This window comes from Frigidibacter sp. SD6-1 (assembly GCF_030143255.1).
Classification (GTDB): Bacteria; Pseudomonadota; Alphaproteobacteria; order Rhodobacterales; family Rhodobacteraceae; genus TMP-24.
Genome location: NZ_JARJNR010000017.1, coordinates 20,265 through 38,284, shown reverse-complemented (window position 1 = coordinate 38,284; position 18,020 = coordinate 20,265). Strand labels below are relative to the sequence as shown.

The 18,020-nt window shown below is 62.5% G+C and carries 19 protein-coding genes; 8 read left to right on the top strand and 11 right to left on the bottom strand.

The window, feature by feature from the left end:
• Positions 1–194 precede the first annotated feature (194 nt).
• Positions 195–512 (top strand): H-NS histone family protein, encoded by a 318-nt coding sequence (locus P0645_RS18850; protein ID WP_127045248.1) that lies wholly within the window; start codon positions 195–197, stop codon positions 510–512.
• A 119-nt stretch (positions 513–631) separates the two neighbouring features.
• Complete coding sequence (locus P0645_RS18845; protein ID WP_284166093.1) at positions 632–1,726, top strand: Fic family protein; 1,095 nt, start codon at positions 632–634, stop codon at positions 1,724–1,726.
• A 147-nt stretch (positions 1,727–1,873) separates the two neighbouring features.
• Here the strand turns inward: P0645_RS18845 and P0645_RS18840 are convergent, their stop codons facing one another.
• The 7 genes from P0645_RS18840 to P0645_RS18810 form a co-directional block, all read right to left on the bottom strand.
• The gene (locus tag P0645_RS18840; RefSeq protein WP_167384016.1) at positions 1,874–2,038 is read right to left on the bottom strand and encodes a hypothetical protein; all 165 of its coding nucleotides are present in this window, start codon (positions 2,036–2,038) and stop codon (positions 1,874–1,876) included.
• A 386-nt stretch (positions 2,039–2,424) separates the two neighbouring features.
• Entirely contained in the window at positions 2,425–2,898 is a 474-nt protein-coding gene (locus tag P0645_RS18835) for a UCP036055 family protein (RefSeq protein ID WP_284166092.1), read from the bottom strand.
• Positions 2,899–3,000: 102 nt separating this feature from the next.
• Positions 3,001–5,172, bottom strand: coding sequence for a ParB/RepB/Spo0J family partition protein (locus tag P0645_RS18830; RefSeq protein WP_284166091.1), 2,172 nt, complete (start codon positions 5,170–5,172; stop codon positions 3,001–3,003).
• A 127-nt stretch (positions 5,173–5,299) separates the two neighbouring features.
• Complete coding sequence (locus P0645_RS18825) at positions 5,300–6,412, bottom strand: helix-turn-helix domain-containing protein (protein WP_284166090.1); 1,113 nt, start codon at positions 6,410–6,412, stop codon at positions 5,300–5,302.
• Between the two features lie 202 nt (positions 6,413–6,614).
• The gene (locus P0645_RS18820; protein WP_140849162.1) at positions 6,615–7,544 is read right to left on the bottom strand and encodes a ParB/RepB/Spo0J family partition protein; all 930 of its coding nucleotides are present in this window, start codon (positions 7,542–7,544) and stop codon (positions 6,615–6,617) included.
• Complete coding sequence (gene repA, locus P0645_RS18815) at positions 7,534–8,679, bottom strand: plasmid partitioning protein RepA (RefSeq protein ID WP_181180961.1); 1,146 nt, start codon at positions 8,677–8,679, stop codon at positions 7,534–7,536. The genes P0645_RS18820 and repA overlap by 11 nt, the downstream gene beginning before the upstream one ends.
• 293 nt (positions 8,680–8,972) lie before the next feature.
• Positions 8,973–9,857, bottom strand: coding sequence for a recombinase family protein (locus tag P0645_RS18810; protein WP_140849166.1), 885 nt, complete (start codon positions 9,855–9,857; stop codon positions 8,973–8,975).
• Positions 9,858–10,191: 334 nt separating this feature from the next.
• Between P0645_RS18810 and P0645_RS18805 the strand changes: the two genes are divergently transcribed.
• The 3 genes from P0645_RS18805 (at position 10,192) to P0645_RS18795 (ending at position 12,342) form a co-directional block, all read left to right on the top strand.
• On the top strand, positions 10,192–11,151 hold the full coding sequence (locus P0645_RS18805; RefSeq protein WP_502855308.1) for a hypothetical protein: 960 nt from the start codon (positions 10,192–10,194) through the stop codon (positions 11,149–11,151).
• Between the two features lie 160 nt (positions 11,152–11,311).
• Positions 11,312–11,776, top strand: coding sequence for a helix-turn-helix domain-containing protein (locus P0645_RS18800; protein WP_284166088.1), 465 nt, complete (start codon positions 11,312–11,314; stop codon positions 11,774–11,776).
• Entirely contained in the window at positions 11,773–12,342 is a 570-nt protein-coding gene (locus P0645_RS18795) for a PIN domain-containing protein (RefSeq protein WP_284166087.1), read from the top strand. The genes P0645_RS18800 and P0645_RS18795 overlap by 4 nt, the downstream gene beginning before the upstream one ends.
• A gap of 142 nt (positions 12,343–12,484) precedes the next feature.
• On the opposite strand, the gene P0645_RS18790 is transcribed toward P0645_RS18795, so the two are convergent.
• The gene (locus tag P0645_RS18790) at positions 12,485–13,366 is read right to left on the bottom strand and encodes an AraC family transcriptional regulator (RefSeq protein WP_284166086.1); all 882 of its coding nucleotides are present in this window, start codon (positions 13,364–13,366) and stop codon (positions 12,485–12,487) included.
• 156 nt (positions 13,367–13,522) lie between these two features.
• On the opposite strand from P0645_RS18790, the gene P0645_RS18785 reads away from it, so the two are divergent.
• Together P0645_RS18785 and P0645_RS18780 are read left to right on the top strand one after the other, a co-directional pair.
• Positions 13,523–14,392: an SDR family NAD(P)-dependent oxidoreductase gene (locus P0645_RS18785; protein WP_284166085.1), complete on the top strand. Its 870-nt coding sequence runs from the start codon at positions 13,523–13,525 to the stop codon at positions 14,390–14,392.
• Between the two features lie 10 nt (positions 14,393–14,402).
• Positions 14,403–15,215, top strand: coding sequence for an SDR family oxidoreductase (locus P0645_RS18780; RefSeq protein ID WP_284166084.1), 813 nt, complete (start codon positions 14,403–14,405; stop codon positions 15,213–15,215).
• Between the two features lie 108 nt (positions 15,216–15,323).
• On the opposite strand, the gene P0645_RS18775 is transcribed toward P0645_RS18780, so the two are convergent.
• The 3 genes from P0645_RS18775 to P0645_RS18765 form a co-directional block, all read right to left on the bottom strand.
• Positions 15,324–15,848, bottom strand: coding sequence for a hypothetical protein (locus tag P0645_RS18775; RefSeq protein ID WP_284166083.1), 525 nt, complete (start codon positions 15,846–15,848; stop codon positions 15,324–15,326).
• Between the two features lie 72 nt (positions 15,849–15,920).
• Positions 15,921–16,391 (bottom strand): ester cyclase, encoded by a 471-nt coding sequence (locus P0645_RS18770; protein ID WP_284166082.1) that lies wholly within the window; start codon positions 16,389–16,391, stop codon positions 15,921–15,923.
• A gap of 35 nt (positions 16,392–16,426) precedes the next feature.
• On the bottom strand, positions 16,427–17,305 hold the full coding sequence (locus P0645_RS18765; protein ID WP_284166081.1) for an SDR family oxidoreductase: 879 nt from the start codon (positions 17,303–17,305) through the stop codon (positions 16,427–16,429).
• Between the two features lie 90 nt (positions 17,306–17,395).
• On the opposite strand from P0645_RS18765, the gene P0645_RS18760 reads away from it, so the two are divergent.
• Positions 17,396–18,001 (top strand): TetR/AcrR family transcriptional regulator, encoded by a 606-nt coding sequence (locus tag P0645_RS18760; RefSeq protein WP_284166080.1) that lies wholly within the window; start codon positions 17,396–17,398, stop codon positions 17,999–18,001.
• The last annotated feature ends 19 nt before the right edge of the window (positions 18,002–18,020 follow it).

Below are 18,020 nucleotides of genomic sequence, written 5' to 3'. Positions count from 1 at the left end.
CCGCTTCCTGAAGGCTTCAGGCCGCCAAACCGGAACTGAAAGGCAAAAAAATCGAGGTGCCCAGTTGTGAAACCGCCGACCCGGCAGCTCAAGCCAACCTCATCCCCCTGCCCTATCGCGGCGTCCTCCGTGGGAGTTGCGATGTTGCAGCCTGACGGCTATCCCGGACGCATCATTCAGGACACGAGGGCCCAATGGCTGATTTCAATCTCGAGGCGATGTCGCTCAAGGCACTGCGGCAATTGCAGAAGGACCTCGCCAAGGCGATTTCCACCTATGAGGACCGTCATAAGGCCGAAGCCCGCACTAAGCTGGAAGCCATCGCCAAGGAGATGGGCTACTCCCTCGCCGAACTGATCGGTATTGAGGTGAAAGCCACCCGTGCGCCGGCCCTCGCGAAGTATAGGCACCCTGAGAACGCGGCCCTCACCTGGTCGGGCCGGGGCCGGAAACCGCAGTGGTTCGCAGACCACATCAACGCCGGCAAGGACCCGAGCGCTCTGGCGGTCTGACGGAGTTGGGTGACCCCGCCCGGGCGAAGCATGGCCCAAGTTAAGGAAACCGGTTTTTGCTGACACGACTGTTCGATCATGTTAGAAAAACGACGGTTTCTTAACACGACGCGGAGCACATGTTAAAGCCGACCTATGCCATTCCCGCCCTGCCACCCCCGGCCGAGATCGAAACCGTTCCGGTCCTGAAGGCGCTCGCTCGCGCCAGCCGCGCGCTTGCGGATCTGAAGGGTCAGGCCAAGACCATTCCGAACCAAGGCATCCTGATCGACACGCTGGCTCTTCAGGAAGCCAAAGCTTCGTCGGAAGTCGAAAACATCGTCACTACGCAGGATGAACTGTTTCAGGCGGATGTTTTCCCTGACGATCCGCAGTCCCCTGCGGCAAAGGAAGTAGCCCTGTATCGCGACGCTCTGCGCCTCGGATACGCACGCTTGGGCGAAACCGGCGGCCTCATCCCGAATTCGGCGCTCATCGACATGTTCCGCTTGCTGAAGGGCCGTAGCGACGGGTTTCGTGCGACCCCGGGAACGGCCCTGAAGAACGAGCAAACAGGGGAGATCGTCTTCGTTCCCCCCCAGGATGCGCATGAAATTGTCCGCCACATGACCGCGCTTGAACGGTTCATCAACGACGATGACCTCTGCGCACTCGACCCCTTGATCAAGATGGCTTTGATCCATCATCAGTTCGAAAGCATCCACCCGTTTCCGGATGGGAACGGACGTATCGGGCGCATCCTCAACGTACTTTATCTGACCAGAACGGGGTTGCTCGACATCCCGGTGCTCTACCTGTCGCGGTTCATCACCCGTAACAAAGCGGACTACTACAGGCACCTTCAGGCGGTGCGCGACACGGGCGATTGGGAACCCTGGGTCATCTACATGCTGGAGGCCGTTGCAGAGACTTCTGCCACAACAGTCGAGATCGTCACCGGCATCCGACAGCAAATGGCGGACGTGAAGCATCGGCTACGTGAAGACTTGCCGAAGATTTACAGCCAGGAACTTCTGAACAACTTGTTTCGCCATCCGTACACCCGGATCGAGTATCTGCAGAACGATCTGGATGTCAGTCGGCAGACGGCCGCGAAGTATCTCGACACCTTGGCTGAGCATGGCTTTGTCGAAAAGCACCGCTCTGGAAAGCACAACTACTTCATCAACGTCGCCCTAGTGAAACTCTTCCTCGACGTGTCGGGCGGACCGTAAGCCCGACACCGGGCGTTCGGCTCCTTGGGCAGTCGTGCCGACCTCCGCGTCGGCTCAGATTTCCGGGCCACCGAGAGGTCTGAAAGCCGAACGGACCGGATCGGGGACCCTGCCCCGATGCCGAGCTCTCGGGACAAACCGTGGGCCTTATGCCCACGGGTCGACCTCAGCGATCACTTGAACCTCGTCGCCGTCGATTTCATCGGCGGGGACGGCGCCGAAGGTACCATCGCCTGCCTGGAAGACGACGATCGAGACCATGAGCGTGGCGGCGAGGGAGGCGGCGAAGGCGTGAGCATCTTTGCGGGACATCTGTTTGGCTCCTGTCTTGGAGGCGGGGGACCATCCCCCGCGCGACAGGACCCCGCAGGCCCGAAGACTGGCTGACATCACCGGGTGCGTTCGGCTCGCCCGAATCCACCCGGCGGCAAGGGCTTGCCCGTAGTCCGACCCCTCGCGGGTTGATCTCGAAGACGGGATTCGGGGCAAGGAAGGGAATGGCGAGCGGGGGATGGTGCCCCAAAGTCAGGAGCCGATTGTCCCGTTGATGCTTGGAACGCCGCCAGCCTCCCGGGCAGGCTCTTGGTTGACGACTCCTTCTTTGGGCATGGATCCTTGGTGCCCCGCGATTTCGCGGGACGAGGGTCTGGTCGGTGAGGGGCCCTCCCATGGGTGGCCCCCTCACGCATTGTCAGGGCTCAGGCGGCCAGGTCCGCGCCCCCTGCCCTATCACCGTCATCAGCACCGACGATCTCGAAACGCGCGTTGCGATAGCCCTCCCGTGCAATCCAGAGCTCGGCCGCGGTGATGGATTCCGCCAGATGCAGCAGCTCAGTGTTGCCACCGAAGTCGAGGAGCACGCGGACCTGCCCGGGCTTCGGCTCCTCGGCCACTTCGAAGATCAGACGGCTGTCCGCCGAATGGCTGCGCATGATGGTGACGAGGATCACCCCGTCCGAGGAGAAGTTGCCTTCATGGAGCGTGAAGGAGGCCGGAGCGGTCCAGGTCGGATAGGACCGAGGCGGTTCCTTCTTCACGAGGCGGCCGACACCGTTTGATCGCTCCCAGGCCGCCAGCTTCTTGGTGAAACGTGCCGGCGGCTTGGGACTGCCGTCGGTGTAGCGGATCAGCGCCCCCAAGGGGGCCGCGTCGATGATGGTTGTTGCAGACATGATTCCTCATCCCGAATGCGAGTGTTCGCATTCATCATATTGATATTGCTGTATTTGGTGAGAGCAAGGGGCGGGTTTCCCCGCCCCCCCGGATGGCTCAAATCACTCCGCGGCCATCATCGACGCATCGCTGTCCGGCAGATCGGCCGTCAGGAAGGCGGGGAGATCGATGTCTTCGGGCTCGCCCGCATCTTCCCACTGCTCTTCTCCGACCGCCTCGCCATCGAACGTCACCAGATCGGCTCGGCGCAGGACCTCGGGCAACCAGCCACTGCCTTTGAGAAGCCGCTCGGCTTCTGTGGCCATCTCGCCCTTCTTCAGGTGATCGAGAAGCTGCGCGGTCCCTTCCCCCTTCGCCTCGCGCACGGCCTCGAGGATCCGGGCCTTGGGCACACGGTTGAGATAGCCATCGACCGTCGGCTCCCAGCCCGCCTCGACCATGTCGAGATCGACGGCACGGGCCACCAGATCGGCATGGGCCATGCGGCGGGTCAGACCGCTGGCGGAGATGCCCGCCCCATAGGGGTTCACCTTCTCATGGAGCGCGTTGATGCCGAAGCTGAGGCAATGCGCCAGGAGCGCCAAACGGCTGCCCTGGTCGAGCACGGTCAAATAGTCCCAGAGCGCGGCATCATCGCCGAGAGGCAGATCAGCCTCCCAGGCCGCGTGACGCTCATCGACCAGCTTTGCGACGACGCTGTCCTTCAGATCGGGCGCCTGAGCGGACATGTAGACATGGCGCACGGAGGCCTCGAGACAGCTGCCCGAAGCAGAGGAGGTGCGGAAGGTATCCCTCACCAGCTTCAGAAGCAGCAGCGTCAGCGCCACGCCCGGCGACCGCCCGATGGCCTCACGCAGCGCGAGGGTCCGGTGGGCCGTCAGTTCCATGACCAGCCGCTCGGGCAACGGCTTCTGCGCACCGTCATCTTCCTCATCAGACGCATCCACGCCGATCGGCTGACCACCCGAAGTGATGACGGTGCCCCCGGCGGAGGTGGCCGATGGTTTCCAGCTGGAAACACCGACATCACCCCCCTGCCCCGTGACGTCCGCGCCATCACCATCCTGGACCGCGGTCTCCTCGCGCGGCTCGTCCTCCGGCCGGACATAGCCGCGATAGACCGCAAGGCTGCCGTCGCGATCCAGCGTCACGAATACGCCAGCGCGCGCGATTTCGGCCGGGTTGTAGATCAGCGGCCGCTGATCGAGCGCTTCCATCGCCATCTCGAGCTGACCGAGCCGGGCATCGATCTCCTCGGGGTATTCGTCTTGGCCGGAACACTCCTCTTCCAGCGCACGATACTCGGCGAGGAGCGAAGCGTGGGCCGCGCTTTCCTCGTCGGTCATCGGCGCGGGATCACCGACGAGACGCCGCAGACCGTGGCTGTAGCCATAGGGCAGGTCGGTCGCGACCTCGATCCACTTCCAGCCTTCGGAAGTGAGCGCTTCGGCTTCAGCCTGAAGCTTCTCGGCCACCAGCCGATCGAGAAGGGCAGGGTCCTCGAGCCAACCACCATCATCGCCCTGGAAGAGATCGCGCAGCACAACACCGCCCGCGGCCTCATAGGCATCGATACCGACGAAGACGGCGCGACGATCCGAGGCCCGAACCGAGCTCTCGGTCAGCATGCGGCGGATGGCGTAGGGCTCTTTGTTCCAGGAGTTCTTCACCGCGTCCCAGACCTGCACCTGACGCCCGTGGTCGGTGTTCACCGTGAACGCAATCAGCTGTTCGAGCGTCATGCCATCCTCGGCATAGACGTCGAGCAGGGCAGGGGCCACGGAGGCGAGCTTCAGGCGCTGCTTGACGATCTGCGGCGTCACGAAGAAGGCCGCCGCTATCACTTCCTCGCCCTGGCCCTTCTCGCGCAGAGCCTGAAAGGCGCGGAACTGGTCCAGCGGGTGCAGGGCGACGCGCTGCATGTTCTCCGCCAGCGAGTCGTCCTCGGCGAGAATCTCCGACGCCGCATCTCGCACGATGCAGGGGATCGGCGCGGTCTTGGCCAACCGCTTCTGCTTCACCAGCAGCGACAGCGCCTGGAAACGACGACCCCCGGCCGGGATCTCGAACGTGCCGGTCTCGACACCATCAGCATCGACCACGGGCCGCACGTTCAGGCTCTGCAGGAGCCCGCGCCGCGCGATGTCCTCGGCCAGTTCCTCGACCGAGACGCCAGCCTTGATACGCCGCACATTGGACTGGCTCAGGATGAGCTTGTTGAAGGGGATGTCCCGCGATGGGGACAGGACGATGTTCTGGGCCGCTTTTGTCATCAGATCTTCTCCACGACGGGCGCCGGAAGCCACTCTCCCGATCTCACTTCCCGTCACCCATCAAACCCCCAACCTTTCTCTCTCTTCGGCGTTCTTGACCGCGGTCAAGAAGTCCAAGCTGCTTGTTCTATGCGCCCAGGATCGTTTCAAAGTATGCCTCGGGCTGCCTGATCGTTTCTCCTTTTCCCAACAGGTAATCTAAGATCACTAGAAGCCGTCCAGCGCCGGTTTTCTGGAGGCCACGCATCAGCTTTTCCTGGCGTATTCTAAGCAATCGCCCGATGTCGAAGAGAACACGGTTGAGGGCTTCTCCTGTTCGAGGTGGGTCTGGAAAGAAGTCAGAGACATGTGTGAAGTCTGTCCATGACATTTTTGCAGGGTCTCGGTTCATGGAAGGCCCCGCACTGTTTTGGTCAGCGCCGGTCTGCTTTGCCTGCTCGTCTTTCTTAATAGATTCTTTTTTTATGGACTCTATCTGCCGGTCATTTTGTCCGTTTCTGGCGGACATTTCGCGCATGCTAGCATCGCTGTGGGCTTGGTCGTGTGCAGGGACTTCGTCTATGGGCACGCTTGAACTCTCGCACTCTCCGTAGCTCTGCGCGGCCTTGGCTCCGAGTTCGCGGAGATCAGCGATGATCTGCAAGATTGCATCAACCGTGAGGGTTGCTCGTCGAAGGATGTTCCTGATCGTTCCGAGTGAGGACAATCGCGCTTCGTCGAGGCGCTGGTCCTGAAGGAGGGATGCGCGCAGTGCTAGTGCTTCTGCCCTGAGGGAGCGAAGGCGTTCACGCTTCTCCGCAACCTTCAACGCTTCGGCCGCCAGTGCGTCGTGGTTCTGTATCAGTGGGTTCAAGTCGATCCCAAACGCGTCCCGGATGATGCCGCCATACCTCAGGGGGAAGCGTTTGCCGTTTGCCGAGTTCTTCCGGTCGATGAGGCCGGCTGCGTCAAGACGGCCCAAGCAGCGACGAAGGGTCCTCTCATCGACGCCGTTTGCGCGCTCAGACAAGGAGGCGTTGGAGGGGAACACAACGGTAAGTTTGGGTGGGGTCTCACCATTTGTGGTTTGTCGATCACGGGGAAGAAAGCTGATCAGGGCCGTCAAGACTGTGATGTCGTTGCTCGTCAGGCCAAGTTCTTTCCGCAGGGCGCGTACCGGTCCCAGAAGTTCGTAGATAGTAGGGCAGGCAATAGCTCTCGGTTCCGCCATGGCGGTTCGTGTTTGGGTTACATGTCTCATGGTGTTTCGGAAGAAAAAGCTTCCCCGGTCACCGCGAGCGGTGTTGAACTCGATTCGTTTTGAGGGTATCAATCAGGTGTCGAGACTGATTGAGGCCCTTCGGAAGCACCGCTTTCGGGGGGTCTTTCCTTTTCTAGCCGGTCCTCCTTTCGTTTCTGCTCGTTGCTCTTGATGTCTTGACCGCGGTCAAGACACGGGGTCGTCACTCTGGGCCATCTTGACCGCGGTCAAGAAGCTCGCTGATCAGCTTCCGGATGGCGTCTTCAACGCGCGGGGCAAGGTCAGGGTCCACATCGATGGTGATGCGATTGCCTTTGCGGCCGATCTTCACGCGCTCACCTTGCTCAACCTTGGGTGTAGTTGCCTTGGTGGCCGTAAGCAGCGTAACCGCTGCGTCAAGTCGGTCTGGGCCTGGCAAGTTGCGGGGGATTTCACGAGCAACTTCTCTGGCTCTCGCGACGTCCTTCTCGCACAGCCTGAAAAGCTTCTCCCAGACTCGCCGACCAACGCCGTGTGCAGGTCCGATAGCTTGGATCAGCTCCATCGGAATGCCGGTTGCGATACGGTTCATCCGCGAGACGAGCGACTCGTCGATCTGAAGTGCCCGATAGGCGATGGTCTGTGCGTTCTTGCGTGTCTCGTCAGTTTTACCAAGTTCCCGAATGATCCCAGCGACGAACAGGGCCCTCTCGATAAACGAGGGGTCTTGGCGGGCATTGTTTTCCACGCCTTGAGCGATCAGAGCTTCCTCTTCGGTCATCTCCATGACCGTCGCACGCACCTTCTGACCAAGCTCACGACAGGCGAGAAGACGGCGGCGCCCATAGACGATCTCAAGTGCTCCGTCCTGGGTTCGGCGGACAAGAATGGGAACCTTTTGCCCATGTTCCCGGATTGAGGAGACAAGTTCTTCTAGGCCATCGCTCGGATCGATACGGTCCATGACCGCGGACATCCGCACGGTGCTCGGGTCAATCAGGCGCGTGGCGTGTTTGTCTTCTTCGAGCACAGATGCCTGCGCACGAGCGACTGTCGGGCTCGTGCGCTTCAGATCGAGATCCGCACCTTCGTCCGGCGTTGCGGTATTGCCCATCGCGTTCTTGAGTGAGTCCCCGAAGACCTTACGCGCCATGGCTACGCCCCCACGCCTTGAGGATTTCGCGTTCGACTTCGTCGGTCACGCGCGAAACGGACTCGATCGCACGCTCGTAGGTTCTGCGGTTCACGTCGCGAGGTTCGACCTCAAAGATGCTCTGCTGGGTGTTTGCGGCATCACCTACCGCTGTCGACTTCAGGAACTCGGCAGGGAGGACCGCATCGCCAAGGACCGTCCGAAGCAGAGACGAGATCTGGACCTGTGGACCGTCGGTGTTCTCGTAGCGGGTGATCAGCACCCGCACGAAGTTCAGGCCGTGCTCGGGAGCATGCGCCTCGACGACGCCCATCAGGTTGCTCGCCATGCCGAGAAAGCTTGCCAGAGACATGACGTCAAGCATGGATGCGTTGAGCGGGATCAGGACCCCAGTGGAAGCAAAGAGGGCGGAGATCACCGAGAAGTTCAGCTGCGGCGGCGTGTCGAAGATCACCACATCATATCGGTTCAAGACAGGCTCAAGCGCTTCACGGATCCGACTGTGGAACGTGGTGGCACCGTGTCTGAAGCTCAAAGCGACCTCAAACTCGTACTCCATGATGTCCATGGATGCCGGAATCAGATCCACTGTCGGGAAGTTCGTTTTTCGAATGATATCTGAGGCGGGCAGGGGCCCCTCGGATCGGATCAGATCGTAGGAGGTCGGCATGTCCGGATCGAGTTCAGGGGTAACCCCGAACAGGTTTGTCAGACTTGCCTGGCTGTCGAGGTCGATAAGCAGGACCCGATAGCCGCGCAGGCCCAGAAGCTGACCAACATGAGCAACGGTCGATGTTTTCGCGCTGCCGCCCTTCAGGTTGAAGATCGTCACGACCTGGCACGGTTCGCCGGCTCTTCTGTGAGGGTGCTCATCGGGCTTGATCCTACCCGTCTCAAGAAGGACGCGTTGGGCTTCGACCATGTCCTCGGCAGAGAAGCTGCGGCGGTTGCCACCCTCGAGCAGGCCTTCCGGAAAACCTTCGAGATTTGACACATGATGGCGGAAGGTGTTCTGGTTGATCCGAAGCAGATCGGCTGCTTCCCGCATCGCGAAGCGACGGAGACCCTTCTGGGCATCCGGTGGGAACGTCTCCTGCGCATGTTCACGCAACCGGCTACCGAGCCGCTTGGACATTACATCGAATCTTTGGGAGGCCCGTATCCCGCTCATCACTGCCCTCAAGTCTTTATTGTTTTGTAGACCTTAACAGTTTTGGTGAGTAAATCCAGTCCAAACCGTTGAGCGGCCTAGGGGCGTTGAGACGGCGAATTTCTGACGAGAAAAAACCTTGAAGTATCAGCGTCTTGGGCAACCTTGTTCGTAGAGCACTTCAACAGTTCGTAGCCCGCGATGTCGTGGCCACAACATGTATTGTCGACGCCTACGTAACGCAGATCTTCAGAATCGTGCGACCGATTCCCGCGACTTCACTCTAGCAGCCCCAGCCTCTCGGCACGCTCTAGCAGCATCTTCACGGATGACGGCTGCCAGCTTGTCCGCCCGCGGGGCGTGCGCTCGCGCATCGCCTCCAGCCGGGAGCAGATCGCCTGAAGCGTGATGTCGGGGTCCGCGCCCTTGATGGCGGCGACGATGGCGGGCAGGCGGTCGTCGGTCTCGCGGCGGTCGGCGCGGGCGAGCACACTCTCGGGCAGAAAGCCGTCGCGGACGTAGGCGCTAACGGCGCGCAAAAGCCGGCTTTGCGTCCATTGGCGCTCGCGGGGCAGGGGGCCGTTGACGATGCGCACCACGTCTTCCCAGGCCAAGTTGGGGCGCAGGCGACGGACATGGGGAACCCAGTCCTGCGCCGTCTCATTCAGCCGCTCCATGTAGCCGTCCTGCCGGGCCAGCCTCACCTTGCGCAGCGCCGCCGGATCCCGCGCGCGCAGGCCCGGATTGCCGCCAACCCGGCCTTTAGTCTTTGCACTGGCTAGCCCGGCTTTGGTGCGTTCGCGGATCAGGGCCCGCTCGAACTCGGCCGCAGCACCCAGAACCTGCAGGGTGAACTTGCCCTGCGGCGAGGACGTGTCGATCGGGTCCATGAGCGATCGGAAGAAGGCGCCTCTGGCTTCCAGCCGTTCGATCACCTCGAGGAGGTGCGACAGCGACCGCGCCAGACGGTCGATGCGCACGACAACCAGCGTGTCGCCCTTGCTAATCCGCTCGAGCACGCGGGCCAGCACGGGCCGCGCGCGGTTCCCTCCCGATGCTTGCTCTTCATGGATCTCTGCGCAGCCCGCGGATTTCAGGGCCTGCGACTGGGGCAGGGGGGTCTGATCCTCGGTCGAGACGCGCGCATAGCCGATCAGGGGCATCAAAACAGGCCGTTTGCAATTTCATATACTACTAATAAACGACCGTTTGTAAACGGATGCAAGGACGCATTCTGTGGCCCTGCTCAACAGAAAGCCCTTGGTTTCGGTACGGTCAGCGAGATCAGAGAGCCCTCGCCGGGCCTCGCTTGCGCGTGCTATATTAAGTACGTGAAGGCACTCTGACGAAACCCTTGGGTAAAGTGCAAAAATAAGTTATTTTGCACATATGAAGCCTCAAACGCCTGTCTTGCATGATGAATATGATTTTCTCATCCTCGACGGTGAGGAGGTGGAACAGGCGTCTGAGGACGATCTGTGGTTCCTGCCGAGCCCGATGGAGGAGGAACCGGATTATCTGCCGCCCGGACCACGTGCCGAACCGTGTGAAGCCGAAGTCCTCGAGGATTGGCGGAAAGCAGAGGCAGGCCATGCCGCGCGTCTTGCTCGTGTGGCCAGCCGCGTCGGTGCGTTTGACGACCGTCTGAAACGCGGCCCGGAAGGATGGCGGCACAGGCTTGCCCTGATTGAGGCCGCTGACCTTAGCTGGTTCGCGGGTGACCGCATCGGCCCGGATCGACTGGCGCTCTGGATCTCCATGCGCCTATCAGGGGTACAGGACGACACTGCCGCGCTCGCGCGGGTCGGTTGGGCGGTGCGGCGGCTATCCGGTGGGCCGGGACCGGAGGTGGACCTGTCCGCCTTCCTTGACCGCCGCGACCCCGAGAATCTGGATGACGAGGCCGAACCTTTCGCGGATCGCGCGGGCGGTTGGCTGGTCCTAATGGCGCAAGCTGCCGAGCTGCACCCCATAACCCGTGCTTGCTTGGGCTTTCACCTCTGGAGCCTCGCGGGCCTCGGGCAGCAGGGTGACCGGATGGAGGCGGCCGTCACGGCCGCGCGGATCGCGGCCAGCGAGGGCAAGGGCGCAGTCTTCGCACCTCTGACCATGGGCGGGGCAAGGGGGCTGCGCGTCGGTGGTCCACCCGCTGAACGTCTAGCCCGCTGGCTTGACGGAATGGAGACGGCGTGTCTGACCGCGATGCGGCACCTCGACGATATCGAGGCATGGTCAGTGCGGGCGGAAGCCGAGATGACCTCACTTTCGGGCAAGACCCCGCGTGCCTTGCGCGCCGTGTTGACCGAATGGCCCCTTGTATCGGCCCCGATGGCCGAAGCTCTGACCGGCGCCAGTCGCGCCGCTGTCCAGCGCAACCTCGTCTGGATGGAAGCGCGTGGTCTGATCCGTGAGGTGACCGGGCAAGGACGCTATCGGATGTGGCGGACTACGAACTGAAGACCGCTTCAGACTTCGCTGATCACGTTGGTGGCACAGGCGCAAGGGCGCAAAAGTCCTCACGCAGCAGAGCATCCTGAGAAGTTCTGTGCACTTAATGCATTTGTTGCACTTATTTCATATATGGTGGTAGACTGTACAAAACGGAGAGGAGACCACCATGAACATGTTGGCACACCGGCATCTTCCACCGACTCCGCAGGACGCGGCAATCGCGCGCGTCTCCGGACAGGCCCTGTCGCGCTTTGCGGCGACCCGAGGACCCTTGAAGCTTCGCGTTACAGACGCGGAACAGATGGAACTGATCGAACTTCCTGCGGGCGCTGTTGCGCTACTCATGGAGGTCCTCGAGGCGATGGCAGCCGGTCGCGGTGTTACCATCATTCCTGAGAACGCCGAACTCTCGACTGTCCAGGCGGCAGAGGTGTTGAATGTCTCGCGGCCGTTCCTGATCAAACTGCTCGAGGATGGCAGTATCCCGTATCGGAAGGTCGGCAAGCATCGCCGCGTCCGCATGGAAGACGTCATGTCGTACAAGGCAGCCATCGACAACGAGCGCGAAGCCGTCCTTGATCAACTGGCCGCCGACGCACAGGACCAGGATATGGGCTATGGCTCGAAATGAGCCAGTACACGGTGCTGTTCGACGCTAATGTTCTCTACCCTGCGCCCATGCGGGACGCGCTGATGCAATTGGCGGTCACGGATCTTTTCAAGGCGAAGTGGACGGCTGACATCCATCGGGAATGGATCGACGCACTTCTGCGCAATGAACCTTATCGGGAGCGGGCGGCGCTGGAGCGAACCCGCGACTTGATGGACAGGGCGACACGCGACTGCCTGGTAACCGGCTACGAGGCCTTGGTGCCGGCCCTTACGTTACCGGACGCAGATGATCGGCACGTTCTGGCGGCCGCAATCGTTGGACGGTGCGACGCCATCGTAACCCAGAATTTGAAAGACTTCCCGCCGGAGGCACTTGCGCCCTTTGGCATCGAGACCCAGCATCCCGATGACTTTTTCCGGAACCAGCTGTCTCTCGCGCCAGGTTTGGTCTGCTCAGCGCTGCGCAAAGTTCGCGCGCGCCTCAAGAACCCGCCCAAGAGCGTTGCAGAGTATCTGTCGATCCTGACGCAGCAAGGGCTGGTCGCCACGGTTGCCGATTTGGAGCAATTTGCTGATTTGCTTTGATGGCGTCAGCAAGCCCGAGGGTCTACGCGAAATCAGCGCAACCGCATTCGGATGGAGCGCGAAGCCTGATCCGCGAGACGAGCAGTTGAGGCCAATGTCGGATGTGGCGAGCGGCAAGCCGAGGCTTGACGGTTTCAAGTTCCTATTCCGCCGCGTGAAGCACGCGGTCCTGTCGGGGCGGCACGCCGAACTTGCGGGCATATTCGCGTGAAAACTGGGCCGAGCTTTCGTAGCCGACTGTAAAGGCGATGTCCGAGACCTTGGCATTCGTCTGTCGCAAGCTTTCGCGTGCGCGCAAAAGACGTAGGTCCTTCTGGTATTGCAGGGGCGATGTGCCGGTGACGGCCTTGAAATGCTCGAAAAAGGCCGAAGTGCTCATCCCGACCTGCTGGGCAAGGTCACCCACGGCGAGCGGCTTTGCCAGATCGGACTGAATCGCGCGCGTGGCCGCAAAGATGCGGCTGGCAGTCGTTTCGTGCCATAGCAACCGCTGAAGCGGTTCGGCATGGGGACCCAACAGGAGACGCGCGTGGATCTCTTGGGCGGTGATCGGAGCCAGCAGGCGGTGGGTCTCGGGGCTTTCGCATTGGTGCAGATAGCGCAGCAAGGCATCCTCCATCGCCGGATCGCGGGGGCAGAGCGAGATCGCAAACGGATCGCGCACCCCCTGCCCAATGCGCGGGGACACGTCAGGCGTAAGCCCGCGCAAAAGATCGAGGTCGATGGGAAAGACCAGCGCCACATAGGGCGCGTCGATCGTGGCTTCGGTGATGCGCGAGACCACCGGCAGGGCGTGGCTGACCACCAGCGATTGCCCCGGGCCCACGCGCAGGATCCGGCTGCTGGTGGCGACCTCCTTGGCGCCCTGAAGTACCAGACACAGAAGCGGGCGGTAGACATTGGCATCCTGCCCGGTTGGGGCACTGCGGCGCAGGAAATGCATCCCGCTTGGCGAATGTGCCAAAGCGGTCTGCGCGGGCGCGTGACGGTCCATCAGCGTGGTGATGTGGTGCAGCAGGATCATGCGGGTCTCTCCTGCAACCTGACTAGCACAGCCGCCCCTGCCGCGAACTAGAAATTCGCTGATCTGGAGGATCAGGCAAATAATCTGGCCAATCGGGAAAGAATGACGGGAGCCTCCGGACTATGGTCGCCAAACCAACTTAAAAGGGCGACCATCATGGCAAAGGTTTTCATCACGGGGATAGCGCGCGGGTTCGGCAAGCCCACGGCTCTGGCGCTTCTGACAAAAGGGCACGTGGTTGCGGGCAGCGTGCGGTCCCGCGGGGGGCGCAACGCCGCCACAGCAGCAGAGCTAGAGGCCGCGGGGGCGCGGATCGTCGAGATGGACGTGACCGACAGCGCCAGCACCGAGGCGGGCGTGGCGCAGGCTATCGCGGCTCTGGATGGCCTCGACGTGCTCTTCAACAATGCCGGGATCGGCGCTTATGGCATACAGGAACTGATGTCGCCCGAGGATATGGCGCGCGTTTTCGACGTCAACGTCACAGGCGTGCAGCGGGTTATGCGCGCAGCCCTGCCCCACCTGCGGGCGCAAGGGCGCGGCACGGTCTTCTATACCTCCAGCCTGATCGGCCGGATCGCGACGCCCTTCTACGGCACCTATTCCGCGTCGAAATGGGCGCTCGAGGCGATAGTGGAATGCTATCGCACCGAACTGTCTGGCTTTGGCATCGAATCCTGCATCATCGAGCCGGGCGCGATGCCGACCGCCTTCTTTGATGGGATGGTCGCGCCAAATGATCCCGAGCGCGAGGCCAGCTATGGCGACTTCGCCCACGTGCCCGCGATGTCGGCGGCGGGTTTGACGCAGATGCTGGATGCCACGCCCGACCAGCGCCCGGAGCGGATCGCCGAGGCGGTGGTGGCGCTGCTGGACATGCCCTTTGGCAAGAAGCCCTTCCGCACGGTGGTCGATCACACCGGCGTCGGCCCGCAGATCGAACGCTACAACGACGTGCTGCATGACGTGACGCGCACGGTTTTCACCAATTTCGGCATCGCCCCGATGCTCGACTTGAACGCCTGAGGAGGCCACCATGAACACCATCCTGATCACCGGCGCATCCTCGGGCATTGGCAAAGCCACCGCGCTGCGGTTCCAGTCAGAGGGCTGGAACGTCATCGCCACCATGCGTGACCCCGCCGCTGGGGCGGACCTGGCCGCGTTGGACAACGTGCTAGTCGCGCGGCTCGACGTGACCGACGGCGCCTCCATTGCGGCAGCCGTGAACGAAGGGATCGCCCGTTTCGGGCGCATCGACACCCTGCTGAACAATGCAGGCTATGGCGCCTATGGCCCGCTCGAGGCGTTTTCGACCGAGCGCATCCGCCGCCAGTTCAACACCAACGTGATCGGCCTTCTGGAGGTGACCAAGGCCGTTCTGCCCCACATGCGCGCGAACAAGGCGGGAACCGTCGTCAACATCTCGTCCATCGGCGGGCAGATCACCTTTCCGATGGGCACGCTCTACCACGGCACGAAATTCGCGGTCGAAGGCCTGTCCGAGGCGCTGCATTATGAACTCGAACCGCTCGGCATCCGGGTTCGCATCGTGCAGCCGGGAATGATCCGCACCGATTTCGGCGGCCGGTCCTTTGATTTCGCAATGGATGAGGGCCTGTCCGATTACGCACCTACAGCCCAAGCCATGGGGCGTCTTTTTGGCAAGCTGGCCGCCAACCCGTCGGCGCCGGAGGTCGTGGCGGATGTGATCTGGAAAACGGCCAACGAACCCGGTGATCGCCTGCGGTTCCGTGCCGGCAAGGATGCTGAGGCGCTGTTGGACGCGCGCGAGGTCAAAGGCGACGCGGAATTCATCGGTGATGTGAAGGTGCTCATGGCCGAATAGCCGAGGCCGAACCCCCATGTTCTTTGCCGCTGCGCGAAAGCGCCCGTTTCACCGACGCCCCCGCGCGCTGGAATGCCTCATCGGTTCCGTTCGCCGGCGATGCAGGGGTCAGTTGCTGAAACCGACATAGTTCAAGATCGCCGCCACCGCCCAGAAGGGCGCGAAGAGAATGCCGACATTGCGCCCGTTGCGGCTGACGCGGGGGTGATGCCCCAATCCGGGGATGCCGGCGTGGTTGGCGTTCACCAGCGCGAAGAGCGCCGCCATGATGCCAAAGACCAGGTGCAGGGCGTGGCGGTCGGGCAAGGGAAGGGTGAGGCCGTAGAGGACGCCTGCCGCCACCGCGATGAAGGCCAGCGCGCCCTGGCGCTGTTCGAACAGCATCAGGAAGATGTAATCCGCGCCTGCCGGGGCCTTGTCGCGCGGGGCGGCGCCCAAGGCCGCGTCCAGCATGGCGATCTGGTCGTCATGGGTCAGCGCCTTGGACGGGCGCGGCAGACCGGGGGTAAAGAACGGCAGCACCCAGTTCACGACCCATCGGGCCCAGAGGGGGCGGATGACCTCAACCGCGTGAACGGCCGCGGACGCGAGGCATAGAAGCAGGCCGAGGGTGGAGGCAAGCGTGGGAGACATGAATGTCATTCCTTTGATGAGCGCAGAGGCAAGGCAGCCCGGCCGTGTCAAAGACGACCGGGCCGTTCGCAATCATTCGGCGGTCAGTTGCGCGACCGCGCCGGTCCAGTCTTCGAGGTGATAGGTGAGCGTAATGCGCCCGTCCTCTACCGTCACGATGTCGATGGACATGGCCTCGAAGCTCTTGCCGGTGGCCGGATCGACGCCGAAGAACGGGCCTACCGGCGTGCCCCGGAACAGGCTTCGGACCACGAAGCGCCCGTCGCCGAGGTCGATGATCTCCTGCGGCTCCCATGTCAGGTCCGGCACCACCTGCCCCAGAAAGGCAATCGTGTTGAGCATGCCCTGCGCACCTTCACCGCCGGGAGGGGTGGGGATCGAGACGACGTCGGGCGAAAACAGTTCGTAATACCGCTCCGCGGTCGTTCCCGCCGGGTCGGTGAGAATATCCGAATAGAAAGCGCGCACCGTGTCGATGTCATCGGCAAAGGCGGGGCCGGCGAGGGCTGCGGCGGTGAGAGCGGTTGCAAGGGTCTTTCTCATGGAATTGGTTCCTTTTTCAGGGGGGGTTTGGGATGTCAGGCGTCAACGCCGCCGAGCACGGCGTCGAGCTGCATCTCTTTCAGAAGCGAGTCCTGGCGCGGCTGGGTGTAGGCGTTCACCTCGTCCACGCCCCAGGTGATGCCGACAACTGTGCGCGTGGGGCGTTTGCCGGGGGCGGCATCGGCCAGCGACAGGTAGGCATCGACGACCAGTTGCGGATCAGGGGCCTGATCGCTGGCCAGCATCTGGGCAAAGCCCGCGATCATGGCGTCAGGCACCTGCCCAAGCTCGCCATAGGACGCCAGCACATCCGCACGGGCGGGCGGTTTGCCGGCGGCCAGCAGGTTCGACGGGAAGGGGCCGGGCTCGACCAGTGCGATGTCGATGCCGAAGGGCGAAACCTCGTAGCGCAAGCTTTGGCTGTAAGCTTCCAGCGCGTGTTTGGTCGCGCAATAGGTGCCGAAGAACGGCACCGAGACACGGCCAGCGATGGAACTGGTGTTGATGATGAGGCCACGCCCGGCCGCACGCATCGACGGCAGCACCGCCTGCATGGCGCGGATGGCGCCGAAATAGTTGGTGTCCATCTGTTCCGCGGCCTGCGCCACGCTGTAGGCCTCGGTCATGCCGATATACATGATGCCCGCGTTGTTGATCAGGATGTCGATGGGGCCATCGGCCAGGATGGCGGCGAAACCCTGGGCCACAGAGGCGTCACTGGTGACGTCCATCTCGGCAATCGTGATGCGCGGGGAGTAGGCTTCCAGTTCTGCCTTCTTGGCGGCGTTGCGGCCCGCTGCATCGCGCATGGTGCCCCAGACGCGGTCGCCCTGGTCGGCAAAGGCCCGCACGGCCGCCGCGCCAAAGCCGCTGCTGGCGCCCGTGATGACGATGGTTCTGTGGTGTGTGGACATGGGGTGTACTCCTGCTTGCGCGTCGTGTTACCGACTGGTACGAATATCGAGAGCACCCCGTCAAGACATAAAATACCGGATAGTATAAAAATGAGCGATGCCGATAAAGGACCCGCGCGCGGGCGACCGCGGACGATGAACGCCGAGCAGGTGCTCGACGTGGCGATGAAGGCGTATTGGCACAGTGACCCGGCCGATGTGTCGGTCAATACGATCTGCCAGATGGCGGGCATCTCGAAGCCTTCGCTCTACCGCGAGTTCGGCAGCGAGGACGGGCTGTCGCGCGCGGCGCTGGAGCGCTATGCCGACCAGGTGCTGGCCGAGATGTTCGTGATGCTGCACGGGGGTCAGGGGCTGCGCGGGACGCTGGCCGCGCTGATCGACTTTGCCAGCGACGATCCCCGGATGGAGACCGGCTGCCTGTTCTACAAGATGCGCGCGGGCAAGCACCGGCTGGGGCGCGACACGCGGGCGCGGGTGGAGGAAATCGACGCAACGGCTCAGGCGGCTTATGCCGCGTTCCTGCAGGCGGCGCGCGATGCCGGGGAGTGGCCGGAGGGCCTGTCTGTCGCGGTCGGGGCGAAATACCTGGGTGAGCAGATCGCGCTGGCCATCACGCAACGCGCCTCGGGCGAAGACCCCGCGCGCATTCGCGAAATGCTGACGCTGGCGCTGTCTGTCTTTACCCGCCCATGACCGGACCTGCGCGCGCCCT

Excerpts from the sequence above, each read along its gene's own strand:
- P0645_RS18850 (WP_127045248.1), top strand. The coding sequence starts at position 195 with ATGGCTGATTTCAATCTCGAGGCGATGTCGCTCAAGGCACTGCGGCAA.
- P0645_RS18845 (WP_284166093.1), top strand. The coding sequence starts at position 632 with ATGTTAAAGCCGACCTATGCCATTCCCGCCCTGCCACCCCCGGCCGAG.
- P0645_RS18840 (WP_167384016.1), bottom strand. The coding sequence starts at position 2,038 with ATGTCCCGCAAAGATGCTCACGCCTTCGCCGCCTCCCTCGCCGCCACG.
- P0645_RS18835 (WP_284166092.1), bottom strand. The coding sequence starts at position 2,898 with ATGTCTGCAACAACCATCATCGACGCGGCCCCCTTGGGGGCGCTGATC.
- P0645_RS18830 (WP_284166091.1), bottom strand. The coding sequence starts at position 5,172 with ATGACAAAAGCGGCCCAGAACATCGTCCTGTCCCCATCGCGGGACATC.
- P0645_RS18825 (WP_284166090.1), bottom strand. The coding sequence starts at position 6,412 with ATGAGACATGTAACCCAAACACGAACCGCCATGGCGGAACCGAGAGCT.
- P0645_RS18820 (WP_140849162.1), bottom strand. The coding sequence starts at position 7,544 with ATGGCGCGTAAGGTCTTCGGGGACTCACTCAAGAACGCGATGGGCAAT.
- repA (WP_181180961.1), bottom strand. The coding sequence starts at position 8,679 with ATGTCCAAGCGGCTCGGTAGCCGGTTGCGTGAACATGCGCAGGAGACG.
- P0645_RS18810 (WP_140849166.1), bottom strand. The coding sequence starts at position 9,857 with ATGCCCCTGATCGGCTATGCGCGCGTCTCGACCGAGGATCAGACCCCC.
- P0645_RS18805 (WP_502855308.1), top strand. The coding sequence starts at position 10,192 with ATGGAGGAGGAACCGGATTATCTGCCGCCCGGACCACGTGCCGAACCG.
- P0645_RS18800 (WP_284166088.1), top strand. The coding sequence starts at position 11,312 with ATGAACATGTTGGCACACCGGCATCTTCCACCGACTCCGCAGGACGCG.
- P0645_RS18795 (WP_284166087.1), top strand. The coding sequence starts at position 11,773 with ATGAGCCAGTACACGGTGCTGTTCGACGCTAATGTTCTCTACCCTGCG.
- P0645_RS18790 (WP_284166086.1), bottom strand. The coding sequence starts at position 13,366 with ATGATCCTGCTGCACCACATCACCACGCTGATGGACCGTCACGCGCCC.
- P0645_RS18785 (WP_284166085.1), top strand. The coding sequence starts at position 13,523 with ATGGCAAAGGTTTTCATCACGGGGATAGCGCGCGGGTTCGGCAAGCCC.
- P0645_RS18780 (WP_284166084.1), top strand. The coding sequence starts at position 14,403 with ATGAACACCATCCTGATCACCGGCGCATCCTCGGGCATTGGCAAAGCC.
- P0645_RS18775 (WP_284166083.1), bottom strand. The coding sequence starts at position 15,848 with ATGTCTCCCACGCTTGCCTCCACCCTCGGCCTGCTTCTATGCCTCGCG.
- P0645_RS18770 (WP_284166082.1), bottom strand. The coding sequence starts at position 16,391 with ATGAGAAAGACCCTTGCAACCGCTCTCACCGCCGCAGCCCTCGCCGGC.
- P0645_RS18765 (WP_284166081.1), bottom strand. The coding sequence starts at position 17,305 with ATGTCCACACACCACAGAACCATCGTCATCACGGGCGCCAGCAGCGGC.
- P0645_RS18760 (WP_284166080.1), top strand. The coding sequence starts at position 17,396 with ATGAGCGATGCCGATAAAGGACCCGCGCGCGGGCGACCGCGGACGATG.